We start from the raw sequence: 16,571 nt of genomic DNA, 5'->3' as shown, positions 1-16,571 counted from the left end.
CGGCACAGTCGCGCAACTGAGTGGCGTGACTGTGCCGTTCGTTCCCGAGGGGGGAGCCCTACGAGCGGAGGGCCTTCGCCATGCCGCGCTGGACGGCGTCGGCGAGGTAGGGGCGCAGCTGCGTCGGGGGGACGATCCGGTCGACGGAGCCGACCTGCTGGGCTCGCTCGATGCTGTGCTTGGCGTCGAACTCCTCCGCCACCTGCCCCAGCTTCACCGACCGCACCTGCGCCCGCAGCTGCGCGAGCTCGGAGCGCAGCCGGGCGACCTCTGTCTGCACCCCGCTCTCGACGGCGTCGGCGAGCTTGGCCTCCAGCGCGGCGACGCCCGGGTCGGCGGCGGTGCGCCGGTTGACCTCCCCGGAGAACACGACCGCGGCGGCGGGGGCCCCGCCGAGCACCGAGGCGTAGGAGCCCTCGATGGCGGCGACCTCCATGTTGTCGTTCAGCGTCTTGGAGAAGACGACGAACGCGCCACCGTGGTAGCGGGAGACGACGCAGAACACGATGGGCCCGTCGAAGTTGACGACGGCCCGGCCGATCTCGGCGCCGTACTCCAGCTGCAGGCCGCGCAGCGACTCCGGTGAGCCGTCGAAGCCGGACAGGTTGGCCAGGATGACCACGGGCCGGTTGCCGCTGGCGGCGTTGATGGCGCGGGCCATCTTCTTCGACGACCGGGGGAACAGGGTGCCCGCGGTCCACTGGGAGGGGCCGTCGACGGGGGAGAGCCCGCGGCGGGCCAGCGGCCGGGACTCGACGCCGACCAGTGCGACGGGCTGCCCGCCGAGGTGGGCGTCGAGGGTGACGACGGACTCGGCGTCGTGCATGTCGGCCCAGCGCTCGAGCGTGGGGTGGTCGCTGTCGGCGACGCCCCGCAGCAGCGAGCGGATGTCGAAGGGCTTCTTGCGTTCCTTGTTCGTCCCCGGTGCGAAGACCTCGCCGAGGGTGGTGAAGTCGCAGCCGGCCCCGGAGTGCGGGGAGTCGCTGATGTCGCGCGCGACCGGGTCGGCGGAGGGGGCGGGCCGGGGGAAGCGCTCGCCGGGCGCGGTGTAGGTGTGGGCGTAGTGGGCGAGCAGGACGTCGACGGCGCCGGAGAGGTCGGGCGCCCAGTACTGCGCCTGGCCGTTGGGGCCCATGATCCGGTCGTAGCCGCCGATGCCGAAGTTGTCCTCGGCGGAGACGCCACCGGAGTAGTCGAGTGACTGCTTGCCGGTGAGCACCATCGCCGAGTCGGGCGTCATGACCAGGATGCCCTTGGTGTGCATCAGCATCGTCGCCTCGGCGTTCCAGTACGGCTGGGCGCCGACGTTGATGCCGGTGACGACGACGTTGATCTCCCCGCCGTCCTGGGTGAACTCGACGATCGCGCGCAGGGCGCGGGAGATCCAGTCCATGTTCTCCACGCCGGAGTCCATGGCGATCTTCGCGCCGGCGGACACGGCGAACCATTCGACGGGTGCGTCGAGGCGGCGGGCCAGGTCGATGGCGGCGACGACGCGCGCGCACTCGGGTTCGGCCAGCGCGCCGAGGGCCTTGGTCGGGTCGCCGATGAGGACGACGCGGGTCATGCCCTCGGGGTAGCGCGCGGTCGCGGTGGTGACGACGCCGAGCACCAGGTTGGCGGCGTTGCCGCCGGGTGCGCGGTCGACGGGCACCGCCGCGCCGGTGTCGTCGAGGTCGTACTCGACGAACCGGCCGGGGGTGCCGGCGGTGTCGGGGTTGCGGGTCACGAGCGGGACGAGCTCGTAGGGGTAGACGGCACCGCGGCGCCGCGCCCGGATGACCTTCTGGGTGTAGGCGTCGAGCTCACGCAGCGGCAGCGTCGGCGGCTCGGTGACGCGCAGCGTGAGGCCCGCGCCCGGCGGCCGGGACATGCGCAGCATGTGCTCGCGGGTGCCGCCGTCGGGCAGGGTGGTCCGGAACTGGACGAGCACCTGTTCGAGGCCGAGCCCGTCGGTTCGCGGGGCCAGGGTGCGGACGACGGCGTCGAGGTCGGCGAACGGGACGTCGACGGGCGGCCACACGTAGAGCAGCAGCCGGTTCCAGTCGAGCTTGGCGGCGCGTGGGTCGGACGAGCGGGCGGCGCGCATGCTGTCGAGGCAGGCGTCGAGGGTCCGTTCCAGCTCGGGTAGGCCGGTGATGCGGCCGGAGTCGTCGCGCACCAGGGTGAGGGCGCGGACGTCGGCGAGCGCGACGATCCGCTGGTCCTCGGGCATGGTGCGGCCCTGGGCGCGGAACAGGTGCACGTCGACCGCGGACGGGAGCCGGGTCAGCTCGAACCCGGACAGCCGCCACAGCCCGAGACGTTCGGCCACCATGGGGTGCAGCCCGCGCAGGGTGCGGTCCTCGACGGGGGCGCCGTCGGCGCCGCCACGGAACGTGAACCACATGGTGGTGCCGTTGCCGTCACCGTCGGCGCGGCGGACCGCGACGGCGACCCGGCCGACGGATGCCGGGATGGTGCCGACCTTGTCGGCGATGCGGCGGGCGCGGGCGTCGGGGTCGACGCCGGCGGAGTCGTCGGAGGTGACGTAGAGGTCGATGAGCGCGGTGCGGCCGGGCGGCAGCGTCGCGACCATGCGGTTGAGGTCGGTGGAGACGGCGGCGGGCGCGTCGGCGCCCGGGTCGTCGGTGCTCGCGCGGCCGCTGGCGACCGTCGCGAGGATCAGGTAGTCGTGCCCGTCGGCCGTGTAGGTGGCGGTGAGCACCGGGCGGCCGCCGTGGTCGACGATCTGCACCGGTCCGGTCTGGCGGATCCGGTAGTAGCGACGCGTCATCACCTCGAGCATCGCGGCGTGCTGGCCCTCGGTGAACACCTCGAGGATCGGCTCGCCCGCGGCGACGATGCGGTCGATCTCGGCGGCCCGCTCGGGCCCGTCGGCGGGCAGCGTCCCGAGCCGGTGCGCGACCTCGGCCTGCACCGCGTGGCGGGTCGCGGTGATGCGCGGGGCGTCGAAGAGCCGGTGCCGGACCTGCCGGGCCACGTCGCCGATCAGCGGGAACCGCAGCTGGGTGGCGGTGACGAGGTTGTCGAGCATCTGCCGGTAGGCGTCGCGGGCGTCCTCGGGCAGCACTGCGTGCTGCTGGGTGGCGTGCTGCAGCCGCCAGCGCAGCAGCTCCGAGAGCACCGACGCCTGCGCCGACGCCCGGCGGTGCGCCAGGAAGATCCGGTACAGGGCGGGGCCGAGGTCGGCCGACGGCTCCAGGTCGGTGACGCCGTAGTGCGCGAGCGCGCGGCGCAGCCGCAGCCGGAACGACTCGGGCAGCCCCTCGGCGTCGGCGTCGCGGGAGCGCAGGTAGGCGTAGAGGAACTCCTGCGGGTTGCGCGCGGCCTCGGCGTCGACGGTGGAGGCGTCGGGGGCCTGGCCGTCGGGGACCCGCTTGTTGCGCGACAACGCCGACAGGTCGGCGAAGATCTGCAGGACGCCGATCTCGGCGGCGAGGGTACGCGGGTCGTCGTCGGGCAGCTCCTCGCGGGCCGCGGCGAGCCGGGCCAGCAGCGGCCGGGCCTCGCTCTCGTCGACGTCGAAGCCCAGCACCAGCGCGCGCAGGGCGGCGAGGGCGTCGGCCGCGCGGGTCGTGGCGTCGGCGGTGGCCGCCGGATCGCCGAACGCGGAGAAGTCGACGCGGTCGCCGGCCTCACCACCGCCGTCCCCGGACTCGTCGGGCTCCAGCCGGATCAGCTTCGTCCCACCCTCGACCTGCGTGTTCGCCGCGACCAGGATCTCGGCGACGGTGCCGGACACCGGCGCGCGCAGCGCCGTCTCCAGCTTCATCGACTCCACCACGGCGAGCACGTCACCCTCGGCGACGACGTCGCCCTGGGCGACGGGGATGGCGACGACCATCGCCGGGGCGGGCGCGCGGACCATGCCGGCCTCGCCGCCGGAGATGCGGTGCACCGCACCGTCGACCTCGACGAGGTAGTCGGGACCCTGGGCGACCGACAGCACCGAGTAGGTGCGCCCGGCCACGGTGAGGCGGCGCTCGAACCGCCCGGACCGCTCGACGTCGACGTCGACGGACTGGCGGTTGGTCATGCCCGGAGCGGCGGGCAGGTCGAGCTCCACGTGGTAGCGGCGCGGCCGCGAGCGGGCCACCCGCAGCCGGTAGGACTCGCCACCGGCGCGGACGTCGACCTGGTACCAGGTCTCGTGCCCGACCTCGGGGCGCCCGCGCTCGGCCGACAGGAACAGCCGCTGCTGCTGACGTTCGACGTGCGCGTCGTGCGCCTCGACCGCGGTGGCCAGCAGCGCGACGTCGAGACGCCGCGGCGGGGTGTAGCCGTCGGCCATCATCGTGTCGAGCCACGTGGTGTCGAGCTCGCCGGAGGCGACCTCGGGGCGGTCGAGCAGGTCGAGCAGGAACGCCTTGTTGGTGGTGCCGCCGTCGATCACCGCGGCGGTCTGGCGCAGCGCGCGGGAGAGCCGCGCGCGGGCCTCGCCGCGGTCGCGGCCCCACGCGATGACCTTGGCGATCATCGAGTCGAACTGGGAGGGGATGACGTCGCCGGTCGCGACGCCGGTGTCGACGCGCACCCCCGGCCCGCTCGGCAGCGCCAGGTGCATGATGCGCCCGGGGGCGGGGGCGAAGCCGCGGTCGGGGTCCTCGGCGGTGAGCCGGGCCTCGATGGCGTGTCCGCGCGGCGCCGGGGCCTGCGGGGCGATCTCGGCGAGCGTGCCGCCCGCGGCGACGTGCAGCTGCAGCTTCACGATGTCGACGCCGGTGGTCGCCTCGGTGACGCAGTGCTCCACCTGCAGGCGGGTGTTGACTTCCAGGAACGACAGCAGTCGCTCCTTGGGCTCGTACAGGAACTCGACGGTGCCCGCGTTGACGTAGCCCGCCGCGCGGACGAGCTCGGCGGCCGAGGAGCGCAGCAGCGCCTCCTGCTCGGCGTCCAGCGCCGTCGACGCCGACTCCTCGATGACCTTCTGGTTGCGCCGCTGCACCGAGCAGTCGCGGACCCCGAGCGTCCAGACGTCGCCCGTCGCGTCGGCGACGACCTGCACCTCGACGTGGCGCCCGCCGCGGATCGCGCGCTCCAGGAACACCGTCGCGTCACCGGCGGTCCTCGACGCCTCGCTCGACGCGCGGGTGAACGCCTCGTCGAGCTCGTCGGCCGACGGCACGAACCGGATGCCGCGCCCGCCACCTCCCGCGGTGGCCTTGACCATCAGCGGGAACCCGATCGTCTCGGCGTGCCGACGGGCCTCGGCCACGTCGGCCACCGGGCCGCCGCTCCACGCCGCCATCGGCACACCGACCTGCGCGGCCAGCAGCTTCGACTCGATCTTGTCGCCGAGCCGGTGCATGACCTGCGACGCCGGGCCCACGAACGTGATCCCCAGCCGCTCGCACAGGGCGACGAAGTCGGACTTCTCCGAGACGAAGCCCCAGCCCGGCCACACGGCGTCGGCACCGCAGGCGCGCAGCGCCCGCTCCAGCTCGGCGTGGTCGAGGTAGGGGCTGGGACCCATCCAGTCGGGGTCGTCGGGCCCGATCAGGACGGACTCGTCGGACTCCCGGACGAACATCGCGCGCGCGTCGACGGCCGTGTGGACGGCGATCGTCGTCAACGGCGTGCGGCCCTCGGCGTTCCACTCGCGGACCGCGTTGATCAGTCGCATCGCGGGTTCTCCGCGGTTCACGACAGCCAGGCGCGTGAAGGGTGTGGTCCCTGGGTTCATGCAGCGATCATCCTCGGGCTCGTCCTCGTGGCGGTCGTCGCGTCGGGCGCGACCGGCTACCCCCCGACACCGTCCGGACGCCGTCGTTCGGGCGTCGTCGTCGGTCGTCGTCGACGGTGACTCTGCTACGGATCGTCGCGGCACGGCACCCCGGCCCACCCACCTCACGTCGCTACCGACCGGTATCCCCGTTCGGGCGTGCCGCCGACCCAATCCGATGTGACGGGGCTCTCGCAACCGGCCGTGTGGGGGACGCGGCGGCGGAATCGGCGATCGGGCGTCGGGCGGGCCTGTGTTGCATGGATCCAGCTGTGGCCTCAAAGAAGATGGGCGTGAGCACGACCGGCGACTGGGACACGTGGCTGCGGTTCTTCGCCACCGGCCTCGCCGCTTCCGCGAGGGACACCGAGGCGCGGCTGCTGGAGTTGCTCGCGGTCCAGACCCGCTCGAAGGAGCGGATCCGTCAGGCCCGGCTCCGGGCCGACAACGCGATGCGGCTCGTGGACTTCGCCCTCGACCGGCCGATCTTCACGGTCCGGCAGGTCGAGCGGGCGTTGGAGGTCACTTGTCCCAGGGCGAACTCCCTGGTGCGCCAGCTCGTGGACCTCGGCATCCTGCGTCAGTTCGACGAGGGCAGCTGTTCGCGGGAGTTCGCCGCCCCGGACGTCGTAGCGGTCCTGCTGCGGCCTTGACCGTACGCTCCGGCCGTGGCCCGAGTTCAGTACGTGACCGCCTCCGACGCCCCGCCCGAGACGGCGCCGGTCCTGGCGAAGCTCCCCGACCTGCACGTGTTCGCGATGGTGGCCAACGCGCCCACACTGCTGCGGCCGTGGCTGCGCCTGGGCGGCGCGCTGCTCAACGACCTCGCGATCGACCCGCTGCTGCGCGAGCTGGTGATCATGCAGGTCGGCCGGCTCGCGGCCCGCTACGAGTGGGACCAGCACGTCGAGATCGCGCGGGCCGCCGGCGCCACCGACGAGCAGATCGCGGCGCTGGACCGCGGTGACGACGACGCCGACTGCTTCGACGACGTCCAGCGCGCCACGCTCGCGGTCGTCGCCGACGTCGTCCGCGACGGCGAGGTGCCCGACGAGCGGCACGCCGCGCTGGCCGCGCACCTCGACGACCGGCAGGTCGTCGAGGTCATGGTGCTGGCGGGGCACTACCTGGGCCTGGCCCGGATGATGACGGCGCTGCGCATCGACCCCGACGACGCCGCCGCGGTCGGCGCGATCCGCGCCAGCACCTGAGCGACCCGCCGCCTCAGGCGCTCGCCGCGGCCGCGGCCTGCGCGTCCCACATGCAGATCACGACGGCGACGACGAACACCTGCAGCGCCTCGTGCATCCGGGGCAGCTCGGCGAGCGCCCCGCCCCGCCACACGCTGAGGCGCTTCACCTCGCCTGCGGTCGCGCCGTCGGGACCGAGCAGGTCCTGCTCGTAGCCCCAGAACGAGCGTCGCCGGAAGCGGTAGTTCGTGCCGTCGGCCTCGGTGATCGACCACTCCTTGCGCCCGACACGCTCGGCGACCGCGAGCCGCTCCGACAGCGTCCCGCTGGAGTCGAGCAGCCGGCACAGCTCGTAGCGGCTGCCGAACTTGCGCGCGACCACCCGGTAGGACTCCTTGTCGCGGACGGTGAACGTGCCGCCGCCCTTCCAGGTCGTGCCGTCGAACGTCGCGACCGGCCGGTCGTCGACGCTGATCTCGTAGCGCGAGCGCCAGAACCCGGTCTTCTCCGCCCTGACCGTCATGCGGCCACCCTATGTCGGTCCCGACCCCGGGCACGCCGGGCGACACCGGACCGTCCGGTCGGTCGGGGGGCTGCGCGAGGGCCGACGGGCGTGCATCATCGGCGGCGTGGACTTCGCCGAGGACGACGATCACCGCGCCATCCGCGAGGGGGTGCGCACCGTCTGCAAGGGCTTCCCCGACGAGTACTGGCGCGCCGCCGACGCCGAGCACCGCTTCCCGTGGGACTTCTACAACGCCATGGCCGAGGGCGGCTGGATCGGCATCGCGATCCCCGAGGAGTACGGGGGCGGTGGGCGCGGCATCACCGAGGCCTCGATCGTGCTGGAGGAGGTCGCCGCCTCCGGTGCCGGCATGAACGGCTGCAGCGCGATCCACCTCTCGGTGTTCGGGATGAACCCCGTCGTCAAGTACGGCAGCGACGCGATGCGCGCGACCTACCTGCCGCGCGTCGCCTCGGGTGACCTCCACGTCGCGTTCGGGGTGACCGAGCCCGACTCCGGTACCGACACGACGTCGATCACGACCCGGGCCCGGCTCGACGGCGACCACTACGTCGTGCGCGGCCAGAAGGTGTGGACGTCCAAGGCGGGCGACTGCGAGAAGGTCCTGCTGCTGGTGCGCACCACGCCGATCGAGGAGTGCGCCAAGCGCACCGACGGCATGACGTTGCTGCTGGCCGACCTGCAGGTCCCCGAGGTCGACATCAAACCCATCCCCAAGCTGGGCCGCAACGCCGTCGCCTCCAACGAGACCCGCTACGACGACCTGCGCGTCCCCGTCACCGACCGCGTCGGCGAGGAGGGCAAGGGTTTCCGGTACCTGCTCGACGGCCTCAATCCCGAACGCATCCTCATCGCCGCCGAGGCCCTCGGGATCGGACGCGTCTCCGTGCGCCGCGCCGTCGACTACGCGAACGGCCGGCAGGTCTTCGGACGACCCATCGGCAAGAACCAGGGCATCGCGTTCCCGCTGGCCGAGGCGCACATGAAGCTGCGCGCCGCCGAGCTGGCCGTCCGCGAGGCGTCGTGGCGCTACGACAACGGCATGCCCTGCGGCGAGCAGGCCAACACCGCCAAGTACCTCGCGGCCGAGGCCGGGCACTTCGCCGCCGACCGCGCGATGCAGACCCACGGCGGTTTCGGCTACGCCTCGGAGTACGACGTCAGCCGCTGGTTCACCGAGTCCCGGCTGATGAAGATCGCCCCGATCTCGCAGGAGATGGTGCTCAACTACGTCGCCGAGCACGTGCTGGGGCTGCCGCGGTCGTACTGAGCCCCCTACCCTCGCGGCGTGGAGATCCTGAGCAGCCGCGCGATCCTGCGGCCCGCCGATCCCGATGCGGCGCTGCGCTTCTACCGCGACGTCCTCGGACTGGCGGTGTACCGCGAGTTCCCCGGCGGCACGGTGTTCTTCCTGGGGAACGGGTTGCTCGAGGTGTCCGCGCACACCGACGACCCGGGCCCGGACGGTGCCGGACTGCGGCTGTGGCTCCAGGTGCGTGACCTCGCCACCACCCACGACGAGCTGGCGGCGCACGGGGTACGAGTCCTGCGCGAACCCCGCCGGGAGCCGTGGGGCCTCGACGAGATGTGGATCGCCGACCCCGACGGCACCCGGATCGTCGTCGTCGAGGTCCCGCCGGAGCACCCGATCCGCCGCGACACCCGCTGACGATGAGCGACGAGCAACAGCCTGTGAGCGGCGATAGTCGCTATGGCGACTATCGCCACTCACGACCTCCGGCGTCGCCTCGAAGCCGCCATGAAGAGATCGCCGCGGGGGCGCCTCGAGAGGGCGTCTCGAGAGGTCGCCTCGAGAGGTCGCCTCAGGAGGTCGACGAGCCTTCGACGGCGGTCTTGATCTCGGCCAGGGTCTGCTCCAGGCCGGCGCGGATCCCGGGCCCGTCAGCGCGCTCGGTGTGCAGCTTCACGGTGACGGTCGCCTCCCCGGCGCTGCCGCCGACCTCCAGCGCCCCGCCGTAGCCGTTGGGCCCCTCCGAGCCCCACGACAGCGTGCGCGTGTCCTTGTCGGTGTCGATCCACGCCTCGCCCTCGCGGCGGGCCCCCTCGACATCGGCGACGACGTGCACCTCCTCACCGCCGTGCGACGGCTTGCCCGTCGGCTCGGCCTCGCGCATCGCCGCGAAGTAGTCGGGGAGGTTGTGCACGTCGGACAGGTAGTCGAACAGCTCGTCGGGGTCGGCCGCGACGGTGGTGGAGTGCTCGTAGTCGCCCATGCCGGGACGGCTACCCCCGGTTCCCCTCAGCGAACCGCCGGCGGGTCGATCCACGCCTGCAGGATCGGGCCCAGCCGGTCGACGAGCGCCGCCGGCGGCTCCGCGACGGTCGCCGGCGACGACAGCAGCAGCCGTACCGCGCCCAGCCCGATCAGCTGGGCGCACACCATCTCCGCGCGCAGCCGGGCGTCCGGACCGTCGAGACGGTCCGCGAGCCGTTTGATGAGCCGACGGTCCAGCTCCTCGACGATGCGCTCACCGCCGGGCCGCGGACCTGTCAGCACGACACGCACCAGCGGGTCGGCCTCGGCGCGGTCGTGCAGGTCGAGCAGTGTGGCGACGAGGTGGCGGCCCAGTGTCGCGTTCGGGGCGTCGAGCAGCGCCGCCGTCTCGGCCTCGATGTCGGACGCCGCCGCGAGCAGGCCCTCCTTGCTGCCGAAGTACTTCACCAGCAACGCCGCGCTGACCTGTGCCTCCGCCGCGATACCGCGCAACGTCGCCCCGGCGTAGCCGTGCACCGAGAAGTGCCGGCGGGCGGCGCGGAGCAGGGCGTCGCGGGTGTCGGCCGCGCAGCGGCGTTCGGCGACCGTCGGTGTGCTCATGCGGCCTTCAGCTCCACCGCCACGGGCGCTGCACCGTCGGTCTCGCCCGGTGCCGCCTCCGGCGACGGGGTGAGGGCGGCGATGATCGTCCCGACCAGCGCCGCGGCCGCCGCGACGACGAAGACGATCGTGTACGTCCGCGGCGGCACCGCCGTGCCGCCGGCGCTCATCGTCATCGCCGACGTGATCGCCGCGATCACCGCGGTGCACGTGGCCGTCCCGAGCTGACGCATCAGGGTGTTCAGGCTGTTCGCGGCGGCTGTCTCGCTCTGTGGCACCGCCCGGATCACCAGCAACGGCATCGCCGAGTACGCCATCGCGGAGCCGATCGAGATGACCGTCGTCGCCAGGATGAGCAGGCCCAGCGAGCTGGGCAGGAACGCCGCCATCATGTTGCCGAGCAACAGCATCAGCCCGCCGAACACCAGCGTCGTCCGCGGGCCGCGCCACGCCGAGATGCGCGCCGACACCGGGGACAGCACCGCCATGGCCGCCCCCATCGGCAGCATCGCGATCCCCGCGCCGACCAGCGACAGCCCGAACCCGTACCCGGAGCTGGGCGCGGCCTGCATGATCTGCGTCGTCATCACGAACGACGCGAACATCGCGAACCCGATCAGCACGGTCGTCACGTTGGTGAGCAGCACCGCGGGGCGGGCCGTGATCCGCAGGTCGACGAGCGGACCCGTCGTGCGCAGCTGGTACCAGCCCCACAGCGGGAACACGACGATCGCGCCCGCGATCAGGCACAGCACGACCGGGCTGTGCCAGCCCCAGTCCGAGCCCTTCGACACCGCGAGCAGCACACACACCAGGCCGATCGTGATGCCGAACGCGCCCTTGACGTCGAAGCGTCCACCGGACCGCAGCGACGACTCCGGGACGTACGCGCGCACCGCCGCGACCAGCGCGAACCCGATCAGGCCGACGCCCAGGAACAGCCAGCGCCACGACACCACCTGCGCGACGACACCCGCCAGCGGCAGCCCCACCGCCGCCCCGATGCCCAGCGACGAGCTCATCAACGCGATGCCGCCGCCCACCTTCTCCTCGGGCAGCTCGTCGCGGATGATGCTGATCCCCAGCGCGATCACGCCGAACGCGGCGCCCTGCAGCACCCGGCCGACGAGCATCACGGTGATGTCCGGCGCCGCGGCGCCGAGGACCGACCCCACCGCCACGAGCGCCAGCGAGAACAGCAGGATCTTGCGCTTGCCGTACATGTCGCCGAGCCGTCCGAAGACCGGTGCCGACACCGCACCCGCCACCAGGGTGGCCGTGATCAGCCACGACACGGTCGACACCGACGTGTCGAGCAGGTGCGGGAACTGCGGCAGCAGCGGCACGACGATCGTCTGGACCAGCGACACGGCGAGGCCGCTCGCGCACAACAGGGCGATCACGAGCGCAGGTCGTGACCGGGTGGGGGCGGCTGTCGCCACAGGCTCTCCATTTCGGGTGAACACGAGTTCACCCATAAGAGAGCACGTGCGCCGCATCCCGCACAAGCTGGGGCGAACCCCCTGCGAACAAGCTCACCCTCGGTGGGTAACCGTGCTCACCCGGTGGCGCCGGGGTGCGCGATTCGCGTCATCGCCGCACAGGTTTCGACGTCGCGCGACGGCCTGCAGCCCGTGCGCTGATCTCGGAACCTGCGCGGGGCGGGGGAAACCGCGCGCGGAATCGGCTCGGCGCCGGCGAAACCGGGCGCAGCCGTCGGTCGGCCACGGTGGCACCTCGGCGATGCCCGGGCGGCGATCACCGGGTGGGGGCCGGGTGCGTCCAGGCTGCGGGGGGCGTCCGTGGGCGCGGGGCCGGGATCGTCGGTGGGGAGGCGTCGAGTGCGACGGGGGCCTGCTCTGCGCGGTCCGACGTCGGGCTCGGCGTGGGGCGGGTGGCCAGCAGCATGCGAGTCGCGACGACGAGGGCGGCCACCCCGGCGACGAGCAGGAACGCGACCATCGCGAGTCCGCCCACCAGTGCCGCTCCGCCGACGCGGTCGAAGGTGGCGCCGGTCCAGCTGCCGACAGGGCCCGCGTGCAGCAGGGGAGGGGGAGCGGCCGCCCGGGGGGAGGCGGCCGCAGTCAGGGGGAGGCCCGCCACGACGAGTGTGGCGACCTGGCGGAGCGTGGGCAGCACGAGGAGACCCCTTCTCGACGGTCGGTCGGGGCGAGCGGTGAGCCGATGTGGTGGCGGAACGTTAACGCGACAGGCTCGCGACCTGCGAAGACGTCACCCGTTGGGGCATCCCCCGATGCGGTTGCCACGCTGCGCGACCAAGGGCCCCGAGTGGGTGCGTCACGACGGGGTGGGCGACGCTGGTCGGGTGATCGTCGACCCCTCGCCGGAGTTCCTGCAGTTCTGGACCGAGCGCCACTTGTGCTTCCTGGTCACCCCCCGCCGTGACGGGTCGCCGCACGTCGTGCCGGTGGGCGTCACGGTCGACGTCGAGCAGGGCATTGCCCGGGTGATCTGTTCGGGGACGTCGCAGAAGGCGCGCAACGTCGAGGCGGGCGGGGCGGCGGGGGTGCGGGCGGTGGTGTCGCAGGTCGAGGGGCGGCGCTGGTCGAGCCTGGAGGGTGTGGCGGTGCTGCGCACAGACGCGGCGTCGGTCGCCGACGCCGAGACGCGGTACGCGGCGCGCTACCGGGTGCCGCGGGAGAACCCGCGGCGGGTGGTCGTCGAGATCACCGTCGACCGGCTGCTCGGGCTGCGGTGAGCCGATCGTGGACCGCGGGCGAGGAATAGTCTCGCGGGCGTGCCCGACGCGCTCCCCGGCCTGAGCTTCCTCGGCCACTCCACGGTGCGTGTCGAGCTCGGTGGACGGGTGGTGCTCACCGATCCGGTGCTGACGCGGCGGGTCGGCGGGCTGACGCGTGTCGTGGACCTGCCCGATCCGGCCGACCACGCCGACGTCGACCTGGTCCTGCTCTCGCACCTGCACGGCGACCACCTGCACGCGCCGTCGCTGCGGCGGCTGCCGGGCAGGCCCCGCATCGTCGTCCCCCGGGGCGCCGGGGAGTGGTTGCGGCGCAAGGGGATCGAGAACGTCGTCGAGCTGGGGATCGGGGAGGAGCTGCGCGCCGGCGACCTGCGCGTCACGGCGCTGCCGGCCGCGCACAGCGGCCACCGGTGGGGGCCGCGGTTCACCTACGGGCCACAGGCCCCGGCCGTCGGCCACCTGCTCGAAGCCGCGGACGGGCGTGTCTACGTCTCCGGCGACACCGACCTGCACCCGGTCATGGACACCCTCGGCGACCTCGACGTCGCGCTCCTGCCGGTGTGGGGGTGGGGGCCGACGCTCGGCCCCGGCCATCTCGACCCGGACCGCGCCGCACAGGCCGTCGAGCGGCTCCGGCCCCGGATCGCGGTGCCGGTGCACTGGGGGACGCTCGCACTGCCGGGACTGGTCAGGGCGCCCGGAAGGGCGGGGGCGCGGATGCGGCGGCTGCTCGTGGAACCGCCACGCCGGTTCGCGTCGGCCGTCGCTCTGGGAGAAAGCTCGACCGAGGTACGCGTGACCGAACCGGGCCGCCGCGTATGAGCTGGCTCGACACTCTCACCGATCCCGCCACGATCGGCTATCCGCTGCTGGCGCTGGGCGTGTTCGTGGGGTCGGTGATCCCGATCGTGCCGACGGGCGCGGTCGTCGGCGCCGCCGCGGCGGTCGCGATGACGACCACCCACCTGTCGTTGCCGCTGGTCGTCCTGGTCGCGACGGTGGCAGCACTCGCGGGCGACCTCGTCACCTATGGCGTCGCCCGGCTCGGCAGCGACGCGGCGCTGCGGTGGGTGACGCGTCGGCAGTCGACCGAGCGGCTCGACGCCGCCCGCGCGACGTTCGCCCGCCGCGGCTGGCAGGTGGTCGTCGTCGGCAGGTTGGTGCCCGCGGGCCGCATCCCCGTCCTGATCGCGGCGGCGGCACTGGCCTACCCGTGGCGACGCCTCGTCCCCGCCGCTGCGCTCGCCGCGCTGCTGTGGGCGCTCGCCTACTCGATCCTGGGCGTCGTCAGCGGTGGGCTGTTCGACAACCCCCTGGTCGCGACGCTCGTCGCCACCGTCCTCGTACTGCTCGTCGGAGTGGTCACGGGCGTGGTCTCCAGCCGTCGCAAGAGGAAGCACGAGAGGAGTCCCCTCGTGGGCACGACCGAACCCGGACCCGAGCGCGGCCGGCTGCTGCGCGGCGGGCGCGTCGTCGTCCGCGTGCTGTGCGTGTGGGCGGCGACGGCCGGGGCGCTGTTCCTGCTCGACCGGCTGTTGCCGGGCTTCGAGATGGACTCGTGGTGGCAGCCGGTCGTGTGCGCGCTGCTGCTCGGGCTGCTCACCGCCGTCGGGTGGCCGCTGGTGATGCGCCTGGTGTTGCCCGTCGCGCTGTTCACCCTCGGCGTCGGCGGGTTCCTGCTGATGGGCGCGGGTGTCGCGGCGGTGTTCCTCGCCGTCCCCGGTGTGCACATCCACGACTTCCGCAGTGCCGTCCTCGTCGCCGTCGGGCTGGCGGCGGTCGGCGCGATCATCTCCTCGGCCCTCGCCCTGGACGAGGACGAGATCTTCTTCCGACGCGCGGCCCGGCGCGCCCGCCGCGCCGCCACCGACGGCGACCCCGTACCCGGCGTGCTGTTCCTGCAGGTCGACGGGCTGGGCCATGACGTCGTACGGCGGGCGATCCGCGACGGCGACATGCCGACGCTCGCCCGGTGGCTCACCGACGGCGGCCACAAGCTCACCGACTGGCACTGCGACTGGAGCTCCCAGACCGGGGCCAGTGTGTGCGGCATCCTGCACGGCGACAACACCGACATCCTCGGTTTCCGCTGGTACGAGAAGGACCGCGACCACGTCATGGCGTGCTCGCACCCCGGCGACGCCGCCGAGATCGAACGCCGCCACTCGAACGGCCGCGGACTGCTCGCCGTCGACGGTGCCGGGCGCGGCAACCTGTTCACCGGCGACGCCGAGCACGTGTCGCTGACGATGAGCGCGATCCCGCTCGTCGAGAAGCGACGCCGGCGCGGCCGCGGGCACGAGAAGCTGTGGGCCGGCTACTACGCCTACTTCGCCAACCCGGTGAACGCGTTGCGCACCTTCGTCGCCTCGCTCGCCGACGTGTTCGGCGAACTGATCGCCGCCGGCCGCCAGCGCCGCGCCGACGTGCGGCCCCGCACCCACCGTGGCGGCTGGTACCCGCTCGCCCGCCCGGGCACGACGGTCATCTCCCGCGACATCGTCGTCTCGGCGATCATCGAGGACATGATGGCGGGCCGCTCGGTCGTCTACGCCGACTTCCTGGGCTACGACGAGGTCGCCCACCACTCGGGGATCGAGCGCTTCGACACCTTGGAGGTGTTGCGGGGCATCGACCGGCAGATCGGGCGGCTGCACCGTGCGACCGATCTCGCGCCGCGGCCGTACCGGATCGTCGTGCTGTCCGACCACGGCCAGACCCAGGGCTGGGCCTTCGCCGACCGGTTCGGTGAGTCGATCGAGCAGTTCGTCGGCAGGCAGTGCGGAGCCCCCTGCGTGGAGGCGTCGGCCGGTCACGACTCCCGGCGTCCCGCCGAGGGCTGGCAGGCGGGGGCCGTGCTGGCGGAGGCGTCGTCGGGAACCGGGCCGATCGCGCGGCGGCTGCGGGCGCGCGTCGAGAAGGCGGGTGCGGCCGAGCACCGCACGCGCACCGAGAGCGGCAGGCCCGGCGCGGTCGCGCGGGCCGCGCCGGGAGTGGTGGCGGTGGCGTCGGGGCACGTCGCGATGGTGTCGCTGACCGAGCATCCCGGCCGGGTGTCGCTGGAGACGATCGAGCAGGAGTTCCCCGCGCTGCTGCCCGCGCTCGTCGACCATCCCGGGATCGGGTTCGTCCTGGTGCGCAGCGACGAGTACGGCCCGGTCGTCCTCGGTCGCGACGGCGCGCGCCGGCTCGCGACGGACTCGGGTGTCGACGCCGTCGAGGGCACCGACCCCCTCGCGCCCTACGGCCCGCACGCCGCGGACCTGATCCGCCGCGTCGACGGCTTCGACCACTGCGCCGACATCATGATCAACAGCCACTACGACCCGGAGACCGACGACGCCCCGCCCTTCGAGCCGCACGTCGGCTCGCACGGCGGCATGGGCGGCCCGCAGTCGCGCGGGTTCCTGCTCCACCCCGCCGACCTGCCGGCTCCCGGCGAGATCGTCGGTGCCGAGGCCTTGCACCGCGTGCTGCGCGGCTGGCTGACCCACCTGGGCCACCCCGAACCGCCGCCCGCGGCCGACCCGGCGCGCCCTGATCGGGAACGAACGGCCCTGTCGCGCAACTGA

General features: G+C 73.4%; 13 protein-coding genes. 7 read left to right on the top strand and 6 right to left on the bottom strand.

Annotated elements, in window-relative coordinates:
- Positions 1-58: 58 nt before the first annotated feature.
- A complete protein-coding gene (locus PSU4_RS07100) occupies positions 59-5,686 on the bottom strand; it encodes an ATP-binding protein (RefSeq protein ID WP_147103806.1) in 5,628 nt (1,875 codons plus the stop codon).
- A gap of 332 nt (positions 5,687-6,018) precedes the next feature.
- Here PSU4_RS07100 and PSU4_RS07095 point away from each other — a divergent pair, with 332 nt between their 5' ends.
- The gene (locus PSU4_RS07095; RefSeq protein WP_147103804.1) at positions 6,019-6,378 is read left to right on the top strand and encodes a Fic family protein; all 360 of its coding nucleotides are present in this window, start codon (positions 6,019-6,021) and stop codon (positions 6,376-6,378) included.
- Between the two features lie 15 nt (positions 6,379-6,393).
- Positions 6,394-6,936: a carboxymuconolactone decarboxylase family protein gene (locus PSU4_RS07090; RefSeq protein WP_147103801.1), complete on the top strand. Its 543-nt coding sequence runs from the start codon at positions 6,394-6,396 to the stop codon at positions 6,934-6,936.
- 13 nt (positions 6,937-6,949) lie between these two features.
- On the opposite strand, the gene PSU4_RS07085 is transcribed toward PSU4_RS07090, so the two are convergent.
- A complete protein-coding gene (locus PSU4_RS07085; RefSeq protein WP_147103798.1) occupies positions 6,950-7,438 on the bottom strand; it encodes a hypothetical protein in 489 nt (162 codons plus the stop codon).
- A gap of 106 nt (positions 7,439-7,544) precedes the next feature.
- Here PSU4_RS07085 and PSU4_RS07080 point away from each other — a divergent pair, with 106 nt between their 5' ends.
- Both PSU4_RS07080 and PSU4_RS07075 read left to right on the top strand, forming a co-directional pair.
- Positions 7,545-8,711 (top strand): acyl-CoA dehydrogenase family protein, encoded by a 1,167-nt coding sequence (locus PSU4_RS07080; protein ID WP_147103795.1) that lies wholly within the window; start codon positions 7,545-7,547, stop codon positions 8,709-8,711.
- Between the two features lie 18 nt (positions 8,712-8,729).
- A complete protein-coding gene (locus PSU4_RS07075) occupies positions 8,730-9,110 on the top strand; it encodes a VOC family protein (protein WP_147103793.1) in 381 nt (126 codons plus the stop codon).
- Between the two features lie 154 nt (positions 9,111-9,264).
- Here the strand turns inward: PSU4_RS07075 and PSU4_RS07070 are convergent, their stop codons facing one another.
- The 4 genes from PSU4_RS07070 to PSU4_RS07055 all read right to left on the bottom strand — a co-directional run bounded on the left by PSU4_RS07070 (position 9,265) and on the right by PSU4_RS07055 (position 12,416).
- Entirely contained in the window at positions 9,265-9,675 is a 411-nt protein-coding gene (locus PSU4_RS07070) for an SRPBCC family protein (RefSeq protein WP_147103790.1), read from the bottom strand.
- A gap of 26 nt (positions 9,676-9,701) precedes the next feature.
- Entirely contained in the window at positions 9,702-10,277 is a 576-nt protein-coding gene (locus tag PSU4_RS07065; RefSeq protein ID WP_147103788.1) for a TetR/AcrR family transcriptional regulator, read from the bottom strand.
- Positions 10,274-11,719 carry an MFS transporter gene (locus PSU4_RS07060; RefSeq protein ID WP_147103785.1) on the bottom strand — a complete coding sequence of 482 codons (1,446 nt, stop codon included), beginning with the start codon at positions 11,717-11,719 and terminating at the stop codon, positions 10,274-10,276. Before PSU4_RS07060 ends, PSU4_RS07065 begins: the two co-directional genes overlap by 4 nt.
- Before the next feature lie 316 nt (positions 11,720-12,035).
- Entirely contained in the window at positions 12,036-12,416 is a 381-nt protein-coding gene (locus PSU4_RS07055; protein ID WP_147103782.1) for a hypothetical protein, read from the bottom strand.
- Positions 12,417-12,603: 187 nt separating this feature from the next.
- Here PSU4_RS07055 and PSU4_RS07050 point away from each other — a divergent pair, with 187 nt between their 5' ends.
- From PSU4_RS07050 to PSU4_RS07040, 3 genes are read left to right on the top strand one after another with little or no spacing between them, the layout of a single operon-like run.
- The gene (locus PSU4_RS07050) at positions 12,604-12,996 is read left to right on the top strand and encodes a pyridoxamine 5'-phosphate oxidase family protein (RefSeq protein WP_246114982.1); all 393 of its coding nucleotides are present in this window, start codon (positions 12,604-12,606) and stop codon (positions 12,994-12,996) included.
- A gap of 39 nt (positions 12,997-13,035) precedes the next feature.
- Positions 13,036-13,821: an MBL fold metallo-hydrolase gene (locus tag PSU4_RS07045; protein ID WP_147103776.1), complete on the top strand. Its 786-nt coding sequence runs from the start codon at positions 13,036-13,038 to the stop codon at positions 13,819-13,821.
- Positions 13,818-16,571: a phage holin family protein gene (locus tag PSU4_RS07040; protein WP_147103771.1), complete on the top strand. Its 2,754-nt coding sequence runs from the start codon at positions 13,818-13,820 to the stop codon at positions 16,569-16,571. Before PSU4_RS07045 ends, PSU4_RS07040 begins: the two co-directional genes overlap by 4 nt.

Origin of the sequence: Pseudonocardia sulfidoxydans NBRC 16205 (assembly GCF_007989085.1) — a bacterium.
In the GTDB taxonomy this organism is placed as follows: Bacteria; Actinomycetota; Actinomycetes; order Mycobacteriales; family Pseudonocardiaceae; genus Pseudonocardia; species Pseudonocardia sulfidoxydans.
Note: the sequence above shows the minus strand (reverse complement) of the source record. Positions and strands in the feature narration are given on the sequence as shown.

Excerpts from the sequence above, each read along its gene's own strand:
- PSU4_RS07070 (WP_147103790.1), bottom strand. The coding sequence starts at position 9,675 with ATGGGCGACTACGAGCACTCCACCACCGTCGCGGCCGACCCCGACGAG.
- PSU4_RS07100 (WP_147103806.1), bottom strand. The coding sequence starts at position 5,686 with ATGAACCCAGGGACCACACCCTTCACGCGCCTGGCTGTCGTGAACCGC.
- PSU4_RS07065 (WP_147103788.1), bottom strand. The coding sequence starts at position 10,277 with ATGAGCACACCGACGGTCGCCGAACGCCGCTGCGCGGCCGACACCCGC.
- PSU4_RS07085 (WP_147103798.1), bottom strand. The coding sequence starts at position 7,438 with ATGACGGTCAGGGCGGAGAAGACCGGGTTCTGGCGCTCGCGCTACGAG.
- PSU4_RS07040 (WP_147103771.1), top strand. The coding sequence starts at position 13,818 with ATGAGCTGGCTCGACACTCTCACCGATCCCGCCACGATCGGCTATCCG.